The 15,717-nt window shown below is 52.0% G+C and carries 13 protein-coding genes; 7 read left to right on the top strand and 6 right to left on the bottom strand.

Translation table 11 applies throughout. The features are described from left to right. Positions 1 to 321: 321 nt before the first annotated feature. Positions 322 to 1,986: an adenine deaminase gene (ade, locus tag ACKI3C_RS12925; protein WP_407405732.1), complete on the bottom strand. Its 1,665-nt coding sequence runs from the start codon at positions 1,984 to 1,986 to the stop codon at positions 322 to 324. Positions 1,987 to 2,220: 234 nt separating this feature from the next. Continuing rightward, positions 2,221 to 3,447, bottom strand: coding sequence for a carboxypeptidase-like regulatory domain-containing protein (locus ACKI3C_RS12930; protein WP_407405734.1), 1,227 nt, complete (start codon positions 3,445 to 3,447; stop codon positions 2,221 to 2,223). A gap of 286 nt (positions 3,448 to 3,733) precedes the next feature. Between ACKI3C_RS12930 and pyrB the strand changes: the two genes are divergently transcribed. The 5 genes from pyrB to fabG all read left to right on the top strand — a co-directional run bounded on the left by pyrB (position 3,734) and on the right by fabG (position 7,996). After that, entirely contained in the window at positions 3,734 to 4,645 is a 912-nt protein-coding gene (gene pyrB, locus ACKI3C_RS12935) for an aspartate carbamoyltransferase (protein ID WP_407405736.1), read from the top strand. Positions 4,646 to 4,795: 150 nt separating this feature from the next. Next, complete coding sequence (gene pyrI, locus ACKI3C_RS12940; RefSeq protein ID WP_407405738.1) at positions 4,796 to 5,251, top strand: aspartate carbamoyltransferase regulatory subunit; 456 nt, start codon at positions 4,796 to 4,798, stop codon at positions 5,249 to 5,251. Continuing rightward, a complete protein-coding gene (locus ACKI3C_RS12945) occupies positions 5,248 to 5,820 on the top strand; it encodes a flavin reductase family protein (RefSeq protein WP_407405740.1) in 573 nt (190 codons plus the stop codon). Before pyrI ends, ACKI3C_RS12945 begins: the two co-directional genes overlap by 4 nt. Positions 5,821 to 5,880: 60 nt before the next feature. Further along, positions 5,881 to 7,161, top strand: a complete 1,281-nt coding sequence (gene glyA, locus ACKI3C_RS12950) for a serine hydroxymethyltransferase (protein WP_407405742.1) — start codon at positions 5,881 to 5,883, stop codon at positions 7,159 to 7,161. 76 nt (positions 7,162 to 7,237) lie between these two features. Next, complete coding sequence (fabG, locus tag ACKI3C_RS12955; protein WP_407405744.1) at positions 7,238 to 7,996, top strand: 3-oxoacyl-[acyl-carrier-protein] reductase; 759 nt, start codon at positions 7,238 to 7,240, stop codon at positions 7,994 to 7,996. Between the two features lie 179 nt (positions 7,997 to 8,175). On the opposite strand, the gene ACKI3C_RS12960 is transcribed toward fabG, so the two are convergent. The 4 genes from ACKI3C_RS12960 to ACKI3C_RS12975 form a co-directional block, all read right to left on the bottom strand. Beyond that, the gene (locus ACKI3C_RS12960) at positions 8,176 to 8,628 is read right to left on the bottom strand and encodes a DUF695 domain-containing protein (RefSeq protein ID WP_407405746.1); all 453 of its coding nucleotides are present in this window, start codon (positions 8,626 to 8,628) and stop codon (positions 8,176 to 8,178) included. Between the two features lie 2 nt (positions 8,629 to 8,630). Next, positions 8,631 to 9,848, bottom strand: a complete 1,218-nt coding sequence (gene serB, locus ACKI3C_RS12965; RefSeq protein ID WP_407405748.1) for a phosphoserine phosphatase SerB — start codon at positions 9,846 to 9,848, stop codon at positions 8,631 to 8,633. Between the two features lie 88 nt (positions 9,849 to 9,936). Then, complete coding sequence (locus tag ACKI3C_RS12970) at positions 9,937 to 10,920, bottom strand: peptidoglycan DD-metalloendopeptidase family protein (RefSeq protein ID WP_407405750.1); 984 nt, start codon at positions 10,918 to 10,920, stop codon at positions 9,937 to 9,939. Between the two features lie 285 nt (positions 10,921 to 11,205). Continuing rightward, complete coding sequence (locus tag ACKI3C_RS12975) at positions 11,206 to 12,852, bottom strand: S41 family peptidase (protein WP_407405752.1); 1,647 nt, start codon at positions 12,850 to 12,852, stop codon at positions 11,206 to 11,208. A gap of 274 nt (positions 12,853 to 13,126) precedes the next feature. Here ACKI3C_RS12975 and ACKI3C_RS12980 point away from each other — a divergent pair, with 274 nt between their 5' ends. Together ACKI3C_RS12980 and ACKI3C_RS12985 are read left to right on the top strand one after the other, a co-directional pair. Further along, positions 13,127 to 14,536 (top strand): amidophosphoribosyltransferase, encoded by a 1,410-nt coding sequence (locus ACKI3C_RS12980; RefSeq protein ID WP_407405754.1) that lies wholly within the window; start codon positions 13,127 to 13,129, stop codon positions 14,534 to 14,536. 20 nt (positions 14,537 to 14,556) lie between these two features. Further along, complete coding sequence (locus ACKI3C_RS12985; protein ID WP_407405756.1) at positions 14,557 to 15,483, top strand: hypothetical protein; 927 nt, start codon at positions 14,557 to 14,559, stop codon at positions 15,481 to 15,483. Positions 15,484 to 15,717 lie beyond the last annotated feature (234 nt).

Here is a 15,717-nt window from a genome sequence, read left to right on the forward strand (position 1 = left end):
CTGAGTTTAGTTAGTGCAACCCCGCAGGGGACGCGGTTAGTGTATCCTTATACCCGCAGGTCTCCGACCAGCGGTTAACCAAAGTAACGACCTCGTTGAGGTCTGAGTTTAGTTAGTGCAACCCCGCAGGGGACGCGGTTAGTGTATCCTTATACCCGCAGGTCTGCGACCAGCGGTTAACCAAAGTAACGACCTCGTTGAGGTCTGAGGTTGCCCTCCGCACTATGTAACGTAGAGCTCAAGAACTATACAGTCAACACAGCACGAATGCTAGTTGATTTGCTACAATTACTTCGACTTGCAAAAGTTGGGTTACATTTCTTATTGCTCGATGAATTGGAATTTGTTGCCGTCGAAGAGGCCTTTGTCGGTGAGTTTGATTTGTGGAATCACGGGCAGTGCCATGAAGCCTAGGGTGATGAAAGGCGAGTTGAACGGGCAGCCGGCGTCTTTCACTATTTTCTCGAGGCGCTGGTTGCGCACGGCAAGTTCGTAGCCGCACAGCATCGACATGAGTCCGCCAATGGGCAACGGCAGCTGGTCGCTGTTGTAACCGTCGGTCACAGCAATGCCGCCAGTCATTTCTATCACCTTGTTGATAGTCTGCACTAGGTACTTGTCGTCGGAGCCCACGGCAATGATGTTGTGGCAGTCGTGAGCGATGCTCTGTGCAAATGCGCCCTTCTTGATGCCAAATCCCTTGATGTAGGCCACCACAGGTTTAGCACCGGGGGTGTATCGGTCAAGAACCACCATCTTCTGCACATCGCTGGTCACAGCACCCACCTCGTGGGTAGTGAGCAACGAGCCGTCGGTTGCCACGATGATGTGTTCCTCGTCACTAGGCGTGCGGGCAATGTCACCCTCGGTGATCATCGAAGCATTGAACTTGTTCACGTTCTCATCGTTCATGATTTCAGCAAGCTCCACCGAGTGGTCGTTGAGCAGTGACGAGATAAACAAGCCGGTAGATGAATAGATATTCACGCCATCGACATAGGTGTCGAGCACACGGAAATTGGGCGTGAGGTCGGTGACAGAAATGAAGTCGGCCACGTCGCCCACTTGCAGCAGTCCCGTGGGGATATTGTAATGGCGCATGGGAGTGGCGCAAGCAGCGGTGAGGATGTCCATGATGTCGTAGCCATCGGCGATTGCGCGGCGCACGATGCGGTCGATGTGGCTGTTGATGAAGTCGGTGGGATGGCTGTCGTCGGTGCAGAACATCACCTGACCGGGAGCCTCGGCGATGAGCGGAGCCAGGGCGTTATAGTCCTTGGCAGCCGATCCCTGGCGTATCTGCACTATCATGCCGCACTTCACTGCGTCGCGTCCTTCGTCCAGCGTCGTGCACTCGTGGTCGGTGGTAATGCCTGCGTCGGCATACTGCTTGCGCACCTTGCCCAGCAATCCAGGGGCATGTCCGTCAACAGGCTTGCCGCATGCAAGCGAAGCCTTGATCTTGGCCATCACCTGCGGGTCACCACCCAGCACACCGGGGAAATTCATCATCTCGGCCAGGAAATAAATGTCGTCACGCTTTATCAACTGGGCCACAGCGTCGGCATCGAGAGTGTAGCCCGAGGTCTCAATCTCGGGATTGCACGAAGGCACGCACGAGGGCACGCCGAAGGCAAACCTGAACCTAGCTAGATGCCCTAGCGAACACATCATCTCGACACCCGCCTTACCCAGCACATTGGCTATCTCGTGGGGGTCGCACACTGCACCCACAGTGCCGTGGCAAGAAGCAATGCGAGCGAACTCGGGAGGAGTCATCATCGAGCTCTCCACGTGCACGTGAGAGTCGATGAAACCGGGAAGGTAGTAAGGAGCATCGGCGGCAACCTCGCACTCCTCTATCGAAGCAATGCGACCTTGCTCAACGGTGAAGCTGCCATCAAACATGCGACGGCCCACCACGTCAATTATGTGGCCTGTATAAGTAGCGTTAGTACTATCTAGATTTTTTATTGTAGTATTCATTTATGGATATATAGAGATTAATATTTCTTATTTATGCAAAATTAAGCATAAATTCTAATTGACACAAAACAAAACGCATCGAAAACGCAAAAAAATACCCTGCAATCAAGCAAAATATACCAGTTCCCCCAATTTTTCGCTTCCCATGAACAGGAGGAAAACATGAGTAACAACAGAAAGGGTGGCGGGCCAGCAGCTACACTGCAAGCATGAGGGCTTGAATGGGTGGGGAGACTAGTGCACTGGTTGTGGCACTATGTTTTCATAGTCCCATGTGAAGCAGCGCTGCATGTTCCAGAATTTGTGGTTGACAAAGCGCTCACGCTTGGCGATTTCTTCGTCGAGTTTAAGTATTTCTTTGTCGGTCATCTTTGAGCGGTCTTTGTTCTTCATCTCGTCGAGTTCTTTTCCGCACACGTTCTTCGTGTCCATGTCGAAGAGGACCTTCTGGTAGTAAGATACGGGCAGGAACACACCGGGAAGCAGTTCGCGGTATTCGTAGATGCGCTCGTCAAATTTGTCCTTGACGCTCATGCGCTTCACCTGCCACAATTCATCCACGATGTGGTATTCATATTTTCCGTGTTTCAGGACAAAGATGTCGCGTGAATCTTCTTCATATTTTCCCATATATTTCACTGCCGTGGTGTCTTCTTCCACTTCCTCACCCTTGGCAAGCGCCTTCTGCTCGGCCTTCAAGCTTTTCTCGCGCATTTTCCTGACCTTGTTCACATCAAACCTCTTGTAGGTGTTGTCATACACGTTTTCATCTACTTTCCATGAATGGTTCTGCAGATAATCCACTTCGTCTTGTTTGAGCGAGGGGCGCATCTCTGCAATCACCTGCTTGTCGCCCTTAATCTTGCCGTCGAAGGTGAGTTTCTTGTCGAGGACAAACTTGAGGCCGGGATAGTTGCGCTCTATCTCACACAACTTGCCCAGCTTGAAGAGCGAGAGCTCAAACTTGACAATCTTATACATCCAGCTAGGCATGTTATAGACGGTTGAGTCGTTGTCGGCTTCCCAGTAGATAGAGCCTTTGCAGTCGTAACTTGCCACCACCTCTTTGAGACTCTTTTTGTGCTCGGCCACCATGCGCATGATGAACTGCTCGATGGTCTCTCCTGTGGGAGTGACGAAAAGCTCGGGCAGGACCTCGGTGCTCTCGTCGAGCACAAAGTCGCAAGTGGCGCTCTCGCCAGCCACATTCACCGTGGCGACCTCTTTCTTGCGGCCAATGTAAGTGGCAAAGACCTGATGCTTGCCGGCGGGCACATCGCGCAAAGTATAGGAACCGTCAAGCCCACTCACGGTGGTGCGGTTAATGTCCTCGACCCACACTGTGGTGAACGCCATGGGCTGTCCTTCAACATCGGTCACCATACCCTTGATAACGGCGGCGCTTGCACTAACGCCTGCCATCACGCATATCATTACAATTAAGGCAAAAATTCTTTTCATAATTACAATAAATGATTCAGTACTCTGGCAAAAGTAATATTAATTTTCTATTCCTCTTCCCTTTTTATCTCAAAATATTGCGAATGACGCGTTTTTTTTGTACCTTTGCAGTGATATGAAAACATCGGCGTTTCATACTGGCTATCGTGAGATATTGTCTCACAACTGCTTGCAACCTGTGCGTTGCCCGCAGTGCAACCGTAGTCGCAGAGAGTGAAGCCTGTCTCAACCATGTGCGTTGTGATAAGGCTTTTTTATTGCATTAACGTAAATACACAACAATAAGATGACAAAGAGTTTAGTATCAATTTCGGACCTTGGCAAGGAAGAGATTCTTGCCTTGCTGGACAGAGCGAGAGAGTTTGAGCAGCAGCCTAACCAGCGGTTGCTCGACGGCAAGGTGGTGGCCACATTGTTCTTTGAGCCCTCGACCCGCACTCGCCTTAGTTTTGAAACCGCAGTGAACCGCCTGGGCGGCCGTGTGATAGGCTTCAGTGATGCCAAAACCAGCAGCCAGAGCAAGGGCGAGACGCTCAAGGATACTATCATGATGGTGAGCAACTATGCCGACCTCATCGTGATGCGCCACTACCTGGAAGGCGCAGCCCGCTATGCAAGCGAGATTTCGCCCGTGCCCATCATCAATGCCGGCGACGGGGCCAACCAGCACCCCTCGCAGACGATGCTCGACCTTTATAGCATCTACAAGACGCAAGGCCGCCTCAACGACCTAACCATCACCATGGTGGGTGACTTGAAATATGGTCGCACGGTGCACTCTCTGCTCGAAGCCATGCAGTACTTCAACCCCACGTTCAACTTTGTGGCTTGCGACGAATTGCAGATGCCCGCACAGTACAAGCGATTCTGCGACGAGCACGGAATCAAGTACCACGAGACAACAGCATTTGACGAGGCGATTATCAACGAAACCGATATCCTCTACATGACCCGCGTGCAGCGCGAGCGTTTCAGCGACCTCATGGAGTATGAGCGCGTGAAGAGCCTCTACACCCTGCGTGCATCTATGCTCGACGGCAGCAAGGACAACCTGCGAGTGCTGCACCCGCTGCCACGCATCACCGAGATTGACCAGGACGTGGACGACAGCCCCAAGGCTTACTACTTCCAGCAAGCACAAAACGGACTCTATGCACGACAGGCTATAATATGCCGGGCGTTGGGGATAAAAGAGTAAAGGTTTAAAAGTTTAAAAGTTTAAAAGTTTAAAGGTTTAAAGGTTTAAAGGTTTAAAGGTTTAAAAGTTTAAAGGTTTAAAGGTTTAAAGGTTTAAAGGTTTAAAGGTTTAACACCGTTTAAAGGTTTAACCATTTAAAATACAACATCAATGGAAAAGAAAGAACTGGCAGTTGCCGCACTGAAGAACGGCACCGTTATTGATCATATTCCCAGTGATTCACTGTTTAAGGTTGTGTCAATGCTGGGCATTAAGGACCTCACTAGCAGCGTGACCATAGGTTTCAACCTCGACAGCGAGCACATGGGCAAAAAAGGCATCCTCAAGATGGCCGACGTGACCTTCCCCGAGGAAACACTCAACCGCATCGCAGTGATTGCACCCACTGCCATCATAAACATCATCAAGGACTATGAGGTGGTGAGCAAGCACAAGGTGGTGGTGCCCGAGGAACTCAACAACATCGTGAAGTGCAACAATCCCAAGTGCATCAGCAACAACGAGCCCATGCGCACACGCTTCCACGTCATCGACCGTAAAAACATCGTGCTGCGCTGCCATCACTGCGAGTGCACTGTGCACCAAAAGGAAATCGTGCTTAAATGAAACAAAACTGGAGACCGGGCACAATGATATACCCCTTGCCGGCATTGCTGGTGAGCTGCGGCGCCACGCCCGATGAATATAACATGCTCACCGCTGCATGGACCGGCACCATTTGCAGCGATCCTGCCATGTGCTATGTGTCTATTCGCCCAGAGCGTCACAGCCATGCCATCATCGAGAAGAACATGGCATTCACCCTCAACCTCACCAACCGTGCGCTGGCCCGTGCCACCGACTGGTGCGGAGTGCGGTCGGGGCGCGACTGCAACAAGTGGAAAGAGATGAACCTCACTCCGGTGAAAGGACGCACTGTCGATGCCCCCTACATCGAGGAGGCACCGCTCAGCATTGAGTGCCGCGTGCGTGACATCATGCGGCTAGGCACTCACGACATGTTCATTGCCGAGGTGACAAACGTCATCGCCGACGAGCGTTACATCAACCCCGAGACGGGTTCTCTGGACCTCAAACAAGCCGATCTCATCACCTACTGCCACGGGCACTACTACACCCTAGGCGAGGAACTGGGCCACTTCGGCTGGACCGTGCGCAAGAAAAACAAGAAATAATTTGTGTGAAGGATAAAAATGTTGTAAATTTGTGCGACAACCTTCTAAAAAATAATCAATATGGAAAAAGACCAACTATTATTTGACATCATTGAGAAAGAAAGACAGCGTCAGCAACAAGGCATTGAACTCATTGCCAGCGAGAACTTCGTTAGCCCCCAGGTAATGCAGGCCATGGGCAGTTGCCTGACCAACAAATATGCCGAGGGTTATCCCGGCCACCGCTACTACGGCGGATGCCAGTGCGTCGATGAGGCCGAGAACCTCGCTATCGAGCGCATCAAGCAACTCTACGGCGCAGAGTATGCCAACGTGCAGCCCCACAGCGGTGCCCAGGCCAACATGGCCGTGTTCATGGCATGCCTCAAACCCGGCGACAAGTTCATGGGTCTGAACCTTGCCCACGGCGGACACCTGTCGCACGGCAGCCCAGTGAATTTCTCGGGCATGGTGTTCCAGCAGTGCGAATATAACGTGACCCCCGACACTAACCTCGTGGACTATGACATGATGGAAGAAGTGGCTCTGCGCGAGCAGCCCAAGCTCATCGTGGGCGGTGCCAGCGCTTACAGCCGCGAGTGGGATTACGCACGCATGCGCGCCATTGCCGACAAGGTGGGTGCCCTGCTCATGATCGACATGGCTCACCCTGCTGGCCTCATCGCAGCCGGCCTGCTTGATAATCCTTTGAAATATGCCCACATCGTCACCAGCACCACCCACAAGACCCTGCGCGGTCCGCGCGGCGGCATCATCTTGCTGGGCAAGGACTTTGACAATCCCTGGGGCAAGGCAACCAAGAAGGGCGTGATACGCAAAATGTCGTCGCTGCTCGACAGCGCAGTGTTCCCTGGCGTGCAGGGAGGACCGCTTGAGCATGTGATTGCCGCCAAAGCAGTGGCATTCGGCGAGGCATTACGTCCCGAGTTCAAGGAATACCAGATGCAAGTGCGCAAGAACGCACAGGCAATGGGCCAGGCACTCATCGACAAGGGTTACAAGATATGTTCAGGCGGTACCGACAACCACTGCCTGCTCGTTGACCTGCGCACCAAGTTCCCCGAACTCACCGGCAAGGTTGCCGAGAACGCTCTCGTGGCAGCCGACATCACAGCCAACAAGAACATGGTGCCCTTTGACGACCGCAGCGCGTTCCAGACTTCAGGTCTGCGCCTGGGAACTCCCGCCATCACTACCCGCGGTGCCAAGGAAGAACTCATGGGCGAGATCGTTGAGCTCATCGACACCGTGCTCCACGCCCCCGAGGACGAGGCAGTAATCAAGAGTGTGCGCGAGAAGGTGAACAGCATCATGAAGGACTACCCCATGTTTGCTTGGTAAAATATTTGCTTATTTCATGCGAAATGAGTAATTTTGTCCCGCAAAATTGAATAATAACAACATATTTAATAAAAAAATGAAATTACTTGAAGGAAAAGTTGCACTCATCACAGGTGCGGCTCGCGGCATCGGTAAGGCTGTCGCATTGAAGTTTGCTAACGAAGGCGCTGACATCGCTTTCACCGACCTTGTACTCAACGATGATATGGCAGCTGGTCTTGAGGCTACTCGTCAGGAGATTGAGGCAGTGGGCGTTAAGTGCCTTGCATATGCTGGCAACGCTGCCGACTTTGCCGAGACAGAGGCTGTTGTGAAGAAGATCCACGAGGACTTCGGCCACATCGACATTCTCGTTAACAACGCAGGTATCACTAAGGACGGTCTCATGTTGCGCATGAGCGAGGCACAGTGGGACGCAGTTCTCAACGTGAACCTCAAGTCGGCGTTCAACTTCATCCACGCTTGCTCACCCATCATGCTGCGTCAGCGCAGTGGCTCTATCATCAACATGTCATCGGTTGTTGGTGTTCACGGCAACGCAGGTCAGTGCAACTACTCGGCTTCAAAGGCTGGTATGATCGGTCTTGCAAAGTCAATCGCTCAGGAGCTCGGTCCCCGTGGCATCCGCGCCAACGCAGTAGCTCCCGGCTTCATCGAGACTGCTATGACTGCTCAGCTCCCCGAGGAGGTACGTGCTGACTGGATGAAGAAGATTCCCCTGCGCCGTGGCGGTCAGGTTGAGGATATCGCTAACGTGTGCACATTCCTCGCAAGCGACATGTCAAGCTATGTTACCGGCCAGGTGATCCAAATCGACGGCGGCATGAACATGTAATAACGCGTTTTCAGCGACGAAAACGGTCACTTCGTGACCTACGAAACGCTCGCTAAGCTCGCTACGAAAAACGAAAAACGCAGGACTTTTCCTGCGTTTTTTTTATTACCACTAGCTCAGGGGGGTCTGATGTTCCGGAGATGCCGGAATAGCCGGGTGCTCCGGTTTGTCTTGTAGAATTACTCGTCGTCGGTGTCGGCGATTTCGGTTTCGCACATTTGTGAGTATTCTTCCCAGTCGGGGTCTTCCTCGGCGTAGAACGAGAGCGGCAAAACCGGCAACTCGGCCAACGCTTCGTTGAGCTTGCGCTGGAAGATGTGCAGGCTGCGGGTGTAGAACACCCAGTTGCGCTCGCCTGCACCGGTATAGATGCCGGTGACTACTGCCACAGGATCCTTGCCAAAAGCCGCTTCAAAGGCGTCGTTGACTTCCTCCATAAGTTTTGATGTGGCAAAGTCAGGCATCCCCTTGTCGTCGGGTTCATAGGCCCACGTCACCTCTATGCGGTGCTTATAGAAACCTGTTTCCTTGACCACCTGCATGCCACGTCGTCCTGTCACGAGTATCAGCTGGCCATTCTCGGCCTCGGCAGGAGCGGTCCACCAGTCGTTGGGTATCTTGATTTTTGCCATGATTATTCAATAAATGAGTCCTTAAATCCTAAGAAATAGAGCACACCATCGAGACCTATAGTCGAGATGCTCTGCTGGGCAGTGGCCTTCACCTTGGGCTTGGCATGGAACGCGATGCCCAGACCTGCGGTGAGCAGCATGGGCAGGTCGTTAGCACCATCACCCACAGCAATAGTCTGCGAAATGTGAACGTTTTCCACCTGTGCCAGCAGTCGCAGCAACTCAGCTTTGCGCTTGCCGTCCACGATGTCGCCCACATAGCGGCCTGTGAGTTTGCCGTCTTCGACCTCAAGTTCGTTGGCATACACGTAGTCGATGCCATACAGCGACTTGAGATAGTTGCCGAAGTAGGTAAATCCACCCGAGAGCACGGCAATCTTATATCCCGTGCGTTTGAGCACTGTCATCAGGCGATCTACGCCCTCGGTGATGGGCAGTGACTCGGCAATCTCCTTCATCACGCTTGCGTCAAGCCCCTTGAGCAAAGCCACACGCTGGGTGAAGCTTTCCTTGAAGTCAATCTCGCCACGCATAGCGCTCTCGGTGATAGCACGCACCTTGTCGCCCACTCCGGCACGCTCGGCGAGCTGGTCGATGCACTCGGTCTCGATGAGCGTTGAGTCCATATCGAAGCAAATCAGGCGACGGCAGCGGCGATAGATGTCGTCCTGCTGCATTGAGATGTCAAAACTCAATTCGTTGCTTAGTTTCATCAACTCGCTCTGCATGGCAGCCTTGTCGCGGGGAGTGCCTCGCACAGAGAATTCGATGCACGACTTGCGCGACTCGCATGTGCCCTCGGTGAGAGGGATGCGACCTGTGAGGCGCTTGATGGCGTCGATGTTGAGTCCTTGCTTGGCAATGATTCCGGCAACCGCCGAGATCTGCTTGGCAGTGGTCTCGCGGCCCAATATGGTTATGATATAGCGGTTCTTGCCCTGGCGGCTCACCCAGTCGTTGTAGTCCTCATTAGAAATGGGGGTATATCTTATCTCCACGCCCATCTCGGTGGCCTTGAAGAACAACTCCTTCATGATTTCGCCGCTGCGCTCGGTGGTGGTCTTGAACAAGATGCCCAGCGACAGCGTGTGATGGATGTCGGCCTGGCCGATGTCAAGCACCTGGGCGTCGTGTGTGCCCAGGATGGCGGTTAATGCCGATGTCAAGCCGGGTTTATCCGGTCCTGAAATATTGATTAATATCAGCTCTGACTCTTTCATTCGTTTAATTACTATGTTCTATCTACCCTACAAAAGAGCGTCCCGCATTACCGGAACGCTCTTGAGTGTATATCATGTGATGATGTGTTTACTTTACCTTAAGCACCTTTCCGGGCTGAATGTTGTCACCCTTGAGGCCGTTGAGTTTCTTGAGTTGTGCCACTGTGACGCCGTTGCGCGCTGCAATCTTGCCCAGGCTGTCGCCCTGACGCACCTTGTAAGAGCTGCGAGACTTCTTCTCTGATTTAGTCTTTGAAGTAGCAGCAGGTTTAGTCTTGCCTTCGGTTTGATTTGCCTCCTTGGCTGCCGCATAGCGTGCAGAGGGAGAGTAGCTGCGAGACTGCGTATAGTTGGCTTTGTTGAAGGTGTAATTGTCGGTGTGGGTTGTGCGGTTCTCGAAGTCGAAGATTGCCTCGGGGTTGATTGCATAACCCATGAAACGTGTCTCGAAATGGAGGTGAGGACCAGTGCTGCGTCCGGTGCTGCCGCTCAACGCGATGGGCTGTCCTGCCTTTACATACTGGTCGGGCTGCACGAGGAAGCGTGAAAGGTGACCATAAACAGTCTCAAGGCCGTTCTCATGGCGAACGATAACATAGAAACCAAAACCACCACGCTCAAACTTGGTGAGACGCACGCGTCCGCTGAACGCTGCACGCACTGTATCGCCCATGGGGCAGCCGAAGTCGATACCCTTGTGGTTGCGTCCGAAACGGGGACGGTAGCCGTAACGTGATGTGATCTTAATGTTCTTGAGAGGCATCACTGAATTGCGCACATTGATGACGCGTGTGGTGGGGATATTGCTTTCTTTGTAGGGGTTTACCAGTCCGCTCTCCCAACCCTCGGTATAGATGTCGGGCTCTGGTTCAACCTCGTCCAAGAGCTCGGAAGCATATTTCTCGGCCTCTTTCAGGCGAATCTGATCCTGAACATTCTGCTGTTTGGCGAGCAGATTGGCATGCATGCGCTTGTTGTTACTTACTGACTGGAGATTTTGTGCTGATGAGATTGCAGGCACCATCATGAGTGCCGCGACAGCTAAACTTAATATTTTATGAATTTTTATCATTCTAAAATCTTTTTATGGTTGATTATTTTCCACCTAAAAGCATTTTAAACTCACGTTTCAATATCGCCTTTTCTTGCCTCGAATCATGCTCCAACGTGCGTTAGCACTGGTGTTGGAAGCATCTGGCAATGGTTTTATCAACCTGGTTACACTTTAATAACGCTCAAATTTACCACTTTATTTTGTAATAACGCTATTTATTTCGTTAAAATGTGTAAATTTTGGTTTTTATTTGTAAACCAAAACAAACGAATGCTAACGTTAAAACCCAGAAAGAGCAGTCATTTATTTTGAACTATTTTTCACCACGAGTCGCTCGTAGTCAGTGTTTCCGTGCAGGAGCAGGTCGTTGAAACGCTGGTCGTCGTTGATGACGCTAAGAGCAGCCTCGAGGTCTTTGTTGCGCTTGTTGATGACCACGGTGTAGGCACTTGAGTCACTGAACACATCGCGGGCAATGAGAGCCTTGATCATGAGGCGGAGCACATTCTTGCTCACGTTGTATTTCTCCTCGTCAAACTTCACGCCATCCTTCTCGCCCATAGCGATGAAATCCTTCATCTGCTCTTCACTCACCTCAAAACGCGCGTCATAGTCTTTCACGCTCTTGAAATCTTTCTTGATGCGGTTGCGGTTCTTGTCGACGAAGTCGACCACATACTGGTTGACGATGCCCTTCGCCACCATGTCGCGGTAGTAGGTGCTGTACTCGGTGGTATCGACAGGCACAAAGATATCGGGCATGATGCCACCGCCGCCATACACGGGACGCTGGTTCACGAGGGTCTTGTACTGCAGCGAGTCGTTGAAATGGATGCTGTCGAGATTATAGTATTCACCCTCGCGCGCACGGTCGAGCAAGTCGAGGTCATAGGCTTTCTTGTCGCCCTTGGTGTAGGGTTTCTGGATGCAGCGTCCGCTAGGCGTGTAGTAGCGAGCCACGGTGAGGCGCATCATCGACCCGTCCTCAAACTTGAACGGGCGTTGCACGAGTCCCTTGCCGAAGGTGCGTCGTCCCACAACCACGGCACGATCCCAGTCCTGCATTGCGCCCGAGAATATCTCGGCAGCCGATGCCGAATACTGGTTAACCATCACCACCACCTTCAGGTCCTTGTATTTGCCGTTGCCCATCGCATTGGCTTCGTTGCGGGGGGACTGCGCGCCCTCGGTATATACGATGAGCTGCTTGCGGTCGAGAAACTCGTTGCACATGTCGATGGCAGCATTGAGATAGCCGCCGCCGTTATCGCTCAGGTCGATGATGACCTGCTGCATGCCTTCCTTCTTGAGCTTGTCGAGCGCTTCCATCATCTCGGCATGGGTTTTAGCACCGAAGCGCGAAATCCTCACGTAGCCGGTCTTGCTGTCCACCATGTAGGATGCGTCCACGCTGTAAAGGGGTATATTATCACGAGTAATGCGGAAAGTGATGAGTTCCTTGGCATTGCCACGCTTCACCTTGACAGTCACCTTAGTGCCCTTCTTGCCACGCAAGCGCTTCATGATGTCGGTGTTCTTCATCTTCACGCCTGCAATAGTGCTGTCGTTGACCATCACAATGCGGTCGCCCGCCAGGATTCCCACGCGCTCGCTAGGACCGCCAGGAATAGTCTGGATGACATACAGCGTGTCTTGCTTCATGTTGAACTGGATGCCAATGCCGCTGAATTCGCCTTGCAGCGGTTCCTCCATTTCCTTAGTCTCGCGGGCATCAGTATAGCTGCTGTGCGGGTCGAGCTTCTCAAGCATGCCAATGATGGCATTCTCCACGACCTTGTCCTCGCTCACCGAGTCAACATAGAAATTAGAAATAGCATACTGAGCGTTAAACAGTTTCTGCAAACTCTTGGGCATGTGTTGAGCCGAAGCAAACGCCACACACAGGCAAGCAACGACGGCAGCAACACCTTTATTATAATATATCTTCATGTCTTGATTTTATTAAATTCTACAATTGAGCACGCAAATATACACATTTTTTGCCGATTAATCGAAAAAACTTTGCTTTATAAATATTAAAAGAGCATTCACAACTATCCCGCGATGGAACTATCTCACACAGATTACGCAGATTACGCAGATTACGCAGATATTTTTGATTAAGGAAAGAAAGAAATTATCCAAATTTATAAGAAATGAGTTTGCGATATCGTGAAATTATTAGTACCTTTGCAATGGAAAATTTTACTAAATAATTTTTTTTATGGGTGGTTTCTTCGGAGTTTCATCTCACAAACCGTGTGTTGACGACCTGTTCTATGGCGTTGACTACAATTCACATCTGGGCACACGTCGTGCCGGTATGGTAACTTACAACAGCGTGGAAAACAAATTTTGCCGTTCGATACACAATATCGAACGTTCTTATTTCCGCACTAAATTTGAGGACGAGCTGTCAAAGTTCGTGGGCGATAGCGGCGTGGCCGTCATCAGCGACAACGACCCGCAGCCCATCATCTTCAACTCCCGGCTGGGGCAGTTTGCCATCGTCACTGTTGCACACATTACCAACCAAGACCAACTTGCCCAAGAACTGCTTGACAAGAATCATCACTTCGCCGAGTTAAGTTCAGGCAAAATCAATCCCACCGAGCTCGTGGCGCTGCTCATCACCGAGGGCAAAGACTTCGTAGATGGCATCAACAACGTGTTCAAGAAAGTGAAGGGTTCATGCTCAATCATGCTGCTCACGCCACAAGGCATCATCGTGGCCCGCGACCGTCTGGGACGCACTCCCATCGTCATAGGCAAGAAAGACGGCGCGCGCGCGGCATCGAGCGAGTCAACATCGTTCCCCAACCTTGACTATGAAATCGAGCATTACGTGGGCCCCGGCGAGATCATCTTGTTCAACGCCGACACCTTCACGCAGCTGCAAGCCCCAGGCAAGGAAATGCAGATATGCGCATTCCTGTGGGTATATTACGGTTTCCCCACATCGTGCTACGAAGGCATCAACGTGGAGCAAGTGCGATTCAACATAGGCCACAAGATGGGTCTCAAAGACAACAACGAGGTGGATTGCGCCTGCGGCATCCCCGACTCGGGCACAGGCATGGCAATCGGATATGCCGAGGGCAAGAACGTGCCCTTCCACCGCGCTATCTCAAAGTACACCCCCACATGGCCCCGCAGTTTCACCCCCAGCGACCAGGCACGGCGTGACCTCGTGGCCAAGATGAAGCTCATACCTAACAAAGCAATGCTCGAGGGCAAACGAGTGCTCTTCTGCGACGACTCCATCGTGCGAGGCACACAGCTCCGCGACAACACCAAGGTGCTCTATGACTACGGAGCCAAGGAAGTGCACATGCGCATCTCCTGCCCGCCGCTCATCTACGGCTGCAAGTACATCGGTTTCACCAACAGCAAGAGCGACATGGAGCTCATCACACGCCGCATCATAGGCGAGTTTGAAGGCGACCCGTCAAAGAACCTTGACCGCTACATCGACCACACCACGCCCGAGTACCAGCACATGGTCGAGGAAATCAAAAACCGATTTGGCCTCACCTCGCTCAAATTCAACACCATCGACGACCTCATCGAGGCAATAGGCATGCCACGCTGCAAAGTGTGCACCTACTGCTTCGACGGCAAGAGCATCGACTGAAGCATAAAGGCTGAACCTGAATGAAACGCGACATAGTCGAGAAACAGCTCACTGAACAGATGCGTTGCAGCAACAACAACTCATTGCTGCAACGCATTCATGTGCTTGACAGTGACCCCGACTTCGTGCTCGACTGCCGCGTTCACGACATCGCCTTGCCCAGCATCATCATGTATAAATACCGCACCGGCGGCAACCATTCCACCATGCTCGTGAGCGATGACGGAGAGCGAGGATATGAGTTCCTCATAGAGACCGACAAGGACGTGCCGCACTGGGGCATATACTTCGGGATGCGTGGCATCATTCTCAGCGACTTGGCAGCAGCAGTCACAGCCTATAACCAAGAGTGGGACATGCTCAAGCTGCGCGTTTTCAAGGAGCTAAACAGCCAACTGGGCGGGGACTTCTCACTGCGCTGCGAACCTGCCGACAACGTCAACGACGGTGCTTACTGGCCTTTCTGGTTCCGCCTGGGCCCAGGCGAGGACGTGCACAGCGTCGCAGTAGGCGCAGTCAAGATAATTTACGACATATATCTCCAGCACCTGTCGGGGGAAATCTCGACACATGCCGGAACACCACGACACACTAGCAAAAAACGCTACACCGCAGCACCGTTCACACTCGATGCCTACCACGCCCTGGAACAACTGGCAGGCCCGCAGGCAGGATTGCTGCGCCAATTTATCGCCACCCACGAGGCAAGCGGAATGCTCACCCACAAGTCATCGCGGGCAACCCATTACTGGCAATGGAACGGCACCGAGACGGCATTTGCCACTCTAGTGGCGCACCTGTGCGACAGCCTTGACATCAACACCGGCACACGCACCACCCCACGCCGCCCCTGGACAGCATTCCAACTCGTGTTCAAAAACACCAACGGCGAACCATTCAGCAACCTGCGCAAGTCCTACAACCAACGCAAAACCCGCCTCCAGTGAAAACAAACCACAGATTAAACAGATTTTTATTTTAAGTATTGCTGTCTGGTTACTATTCAGCAATGGTATTTTGGGTAATATCCCCGCGCAGATCTCACTGATAACACTGATTTAATAATAACTGAAAGAAATTAAAATAATTAGAATAATTTCTTATTCAGTTAAATCAGAGCAATCTGTTGTAACTATACTACAATAGATTTTTTTGCAGATTCCCCGCGCGGATCTCACTCA

This window comes from Sodaliphilus sp. (genome assembly GCF_045598405.1).
Lineage (GTDB): Bacteria > Bacteroidota > Bacteroidia > Bacteroidales > Muribaculaceae > Sodaliphilus > Sodaliphilus limicaballi.

What these genes read in the sequence shown, in the direction of transcription:
- pyrB (WP_407405736.1), top strand. Translation starts at nt 3,734, where the DNA reads ATGACAAAGAGTTTAGTATCAATTTCGGACCTTGGCAAGGAAGAGATT.
- ACKI3C_RS12930 (WP_407405734.1), bottom strand. Translation starts at nt 3,447, where the DNA reads ATGAAAAGAATTTTTGCCTTAATTGTAATGATATGCGTGATGGCAGGC.
- ade (WP_407405732.1), bottom strand. Translation starts at nt 1,986, where the DNA reads ATGAATACTACAATAAAAAATCTAGATAGTACTAACGCTACTTATACA.
- serB (WP_407405748.1), bottom strand. Translation starts at nt 9,848, where the DNA reads ATGAAAGAGTCAGAGCTGATATTAATCAATATTTCAGGACCGGATAAA.
- ACKI3C_RS12960 (WP_407405746.1), bottom strand. Translation starts at nt 8,628, where the DNA reads ATGGCAAAAATCAAGATACCCAACGACTGGTGGACCGCTCCTGCCGAG.
- ACKI3C_RS12975 (WP_407405752.1), bottom strand. Translation starts at nt 12,852, where the DNA reads ATGAAGATATATTATAATAAAGGTGTTGCTGCCGTCGTTGCTTGCCTG.
- glyA (WP_407405742.1), top strand. Translation starts at nt 5,881, where the DNA reads ATGGAAAAAGACCAACTATTATTTGACATCATTGAGAAAGAAAGACAG.
- ACKI3C_RS12945 (WP_407405740.1), top strand. Translation starts at nt 5,248, where the DNA reads ATGAAACAAAACTGGAGACCGGGCACAATGATATACCCCTTGCCGGCA.
- fabG (WP_407405744.1), top strand. Translation starts at nt 7,238, where the DNA reads ATGAAATTACTTGAAGGAAAAGTTGCACTCATCACAGGTGCGGCTCGC.
- pyrI (WP_407405738.1), top strand. Translation starts at nt 4,796, where the DNA reads ATGGAAAAGAAAGAACTGGCAGTTGCCGCACTGAAGAACGGCACCGTT.
- ACKI3C_RS12970 (WP_407405750.1), bottom strand. Translation starts at nt 10,920, where the DNA reads ATGATAAAAATTCATAAAATATTAAGTTTAGCTGTCGCGGCACTCATG.
- ACKI3C_RS12980 (WP_407405754.1), top strand. Translation starts at nt 13,127, where the DNA reads ATGGGTGGTTTCTTCGGAGTTTCATCTCACAAACCGTGTGTTGACGAC.
- ACKI3C_RS12985 (WP_407405756.1), top strand. Translation starts at nt 14,557, where the DNA reads ATGAAACGCGACATAGTCGAGAAACAGCTCACTGAACAGATGCGTTGC.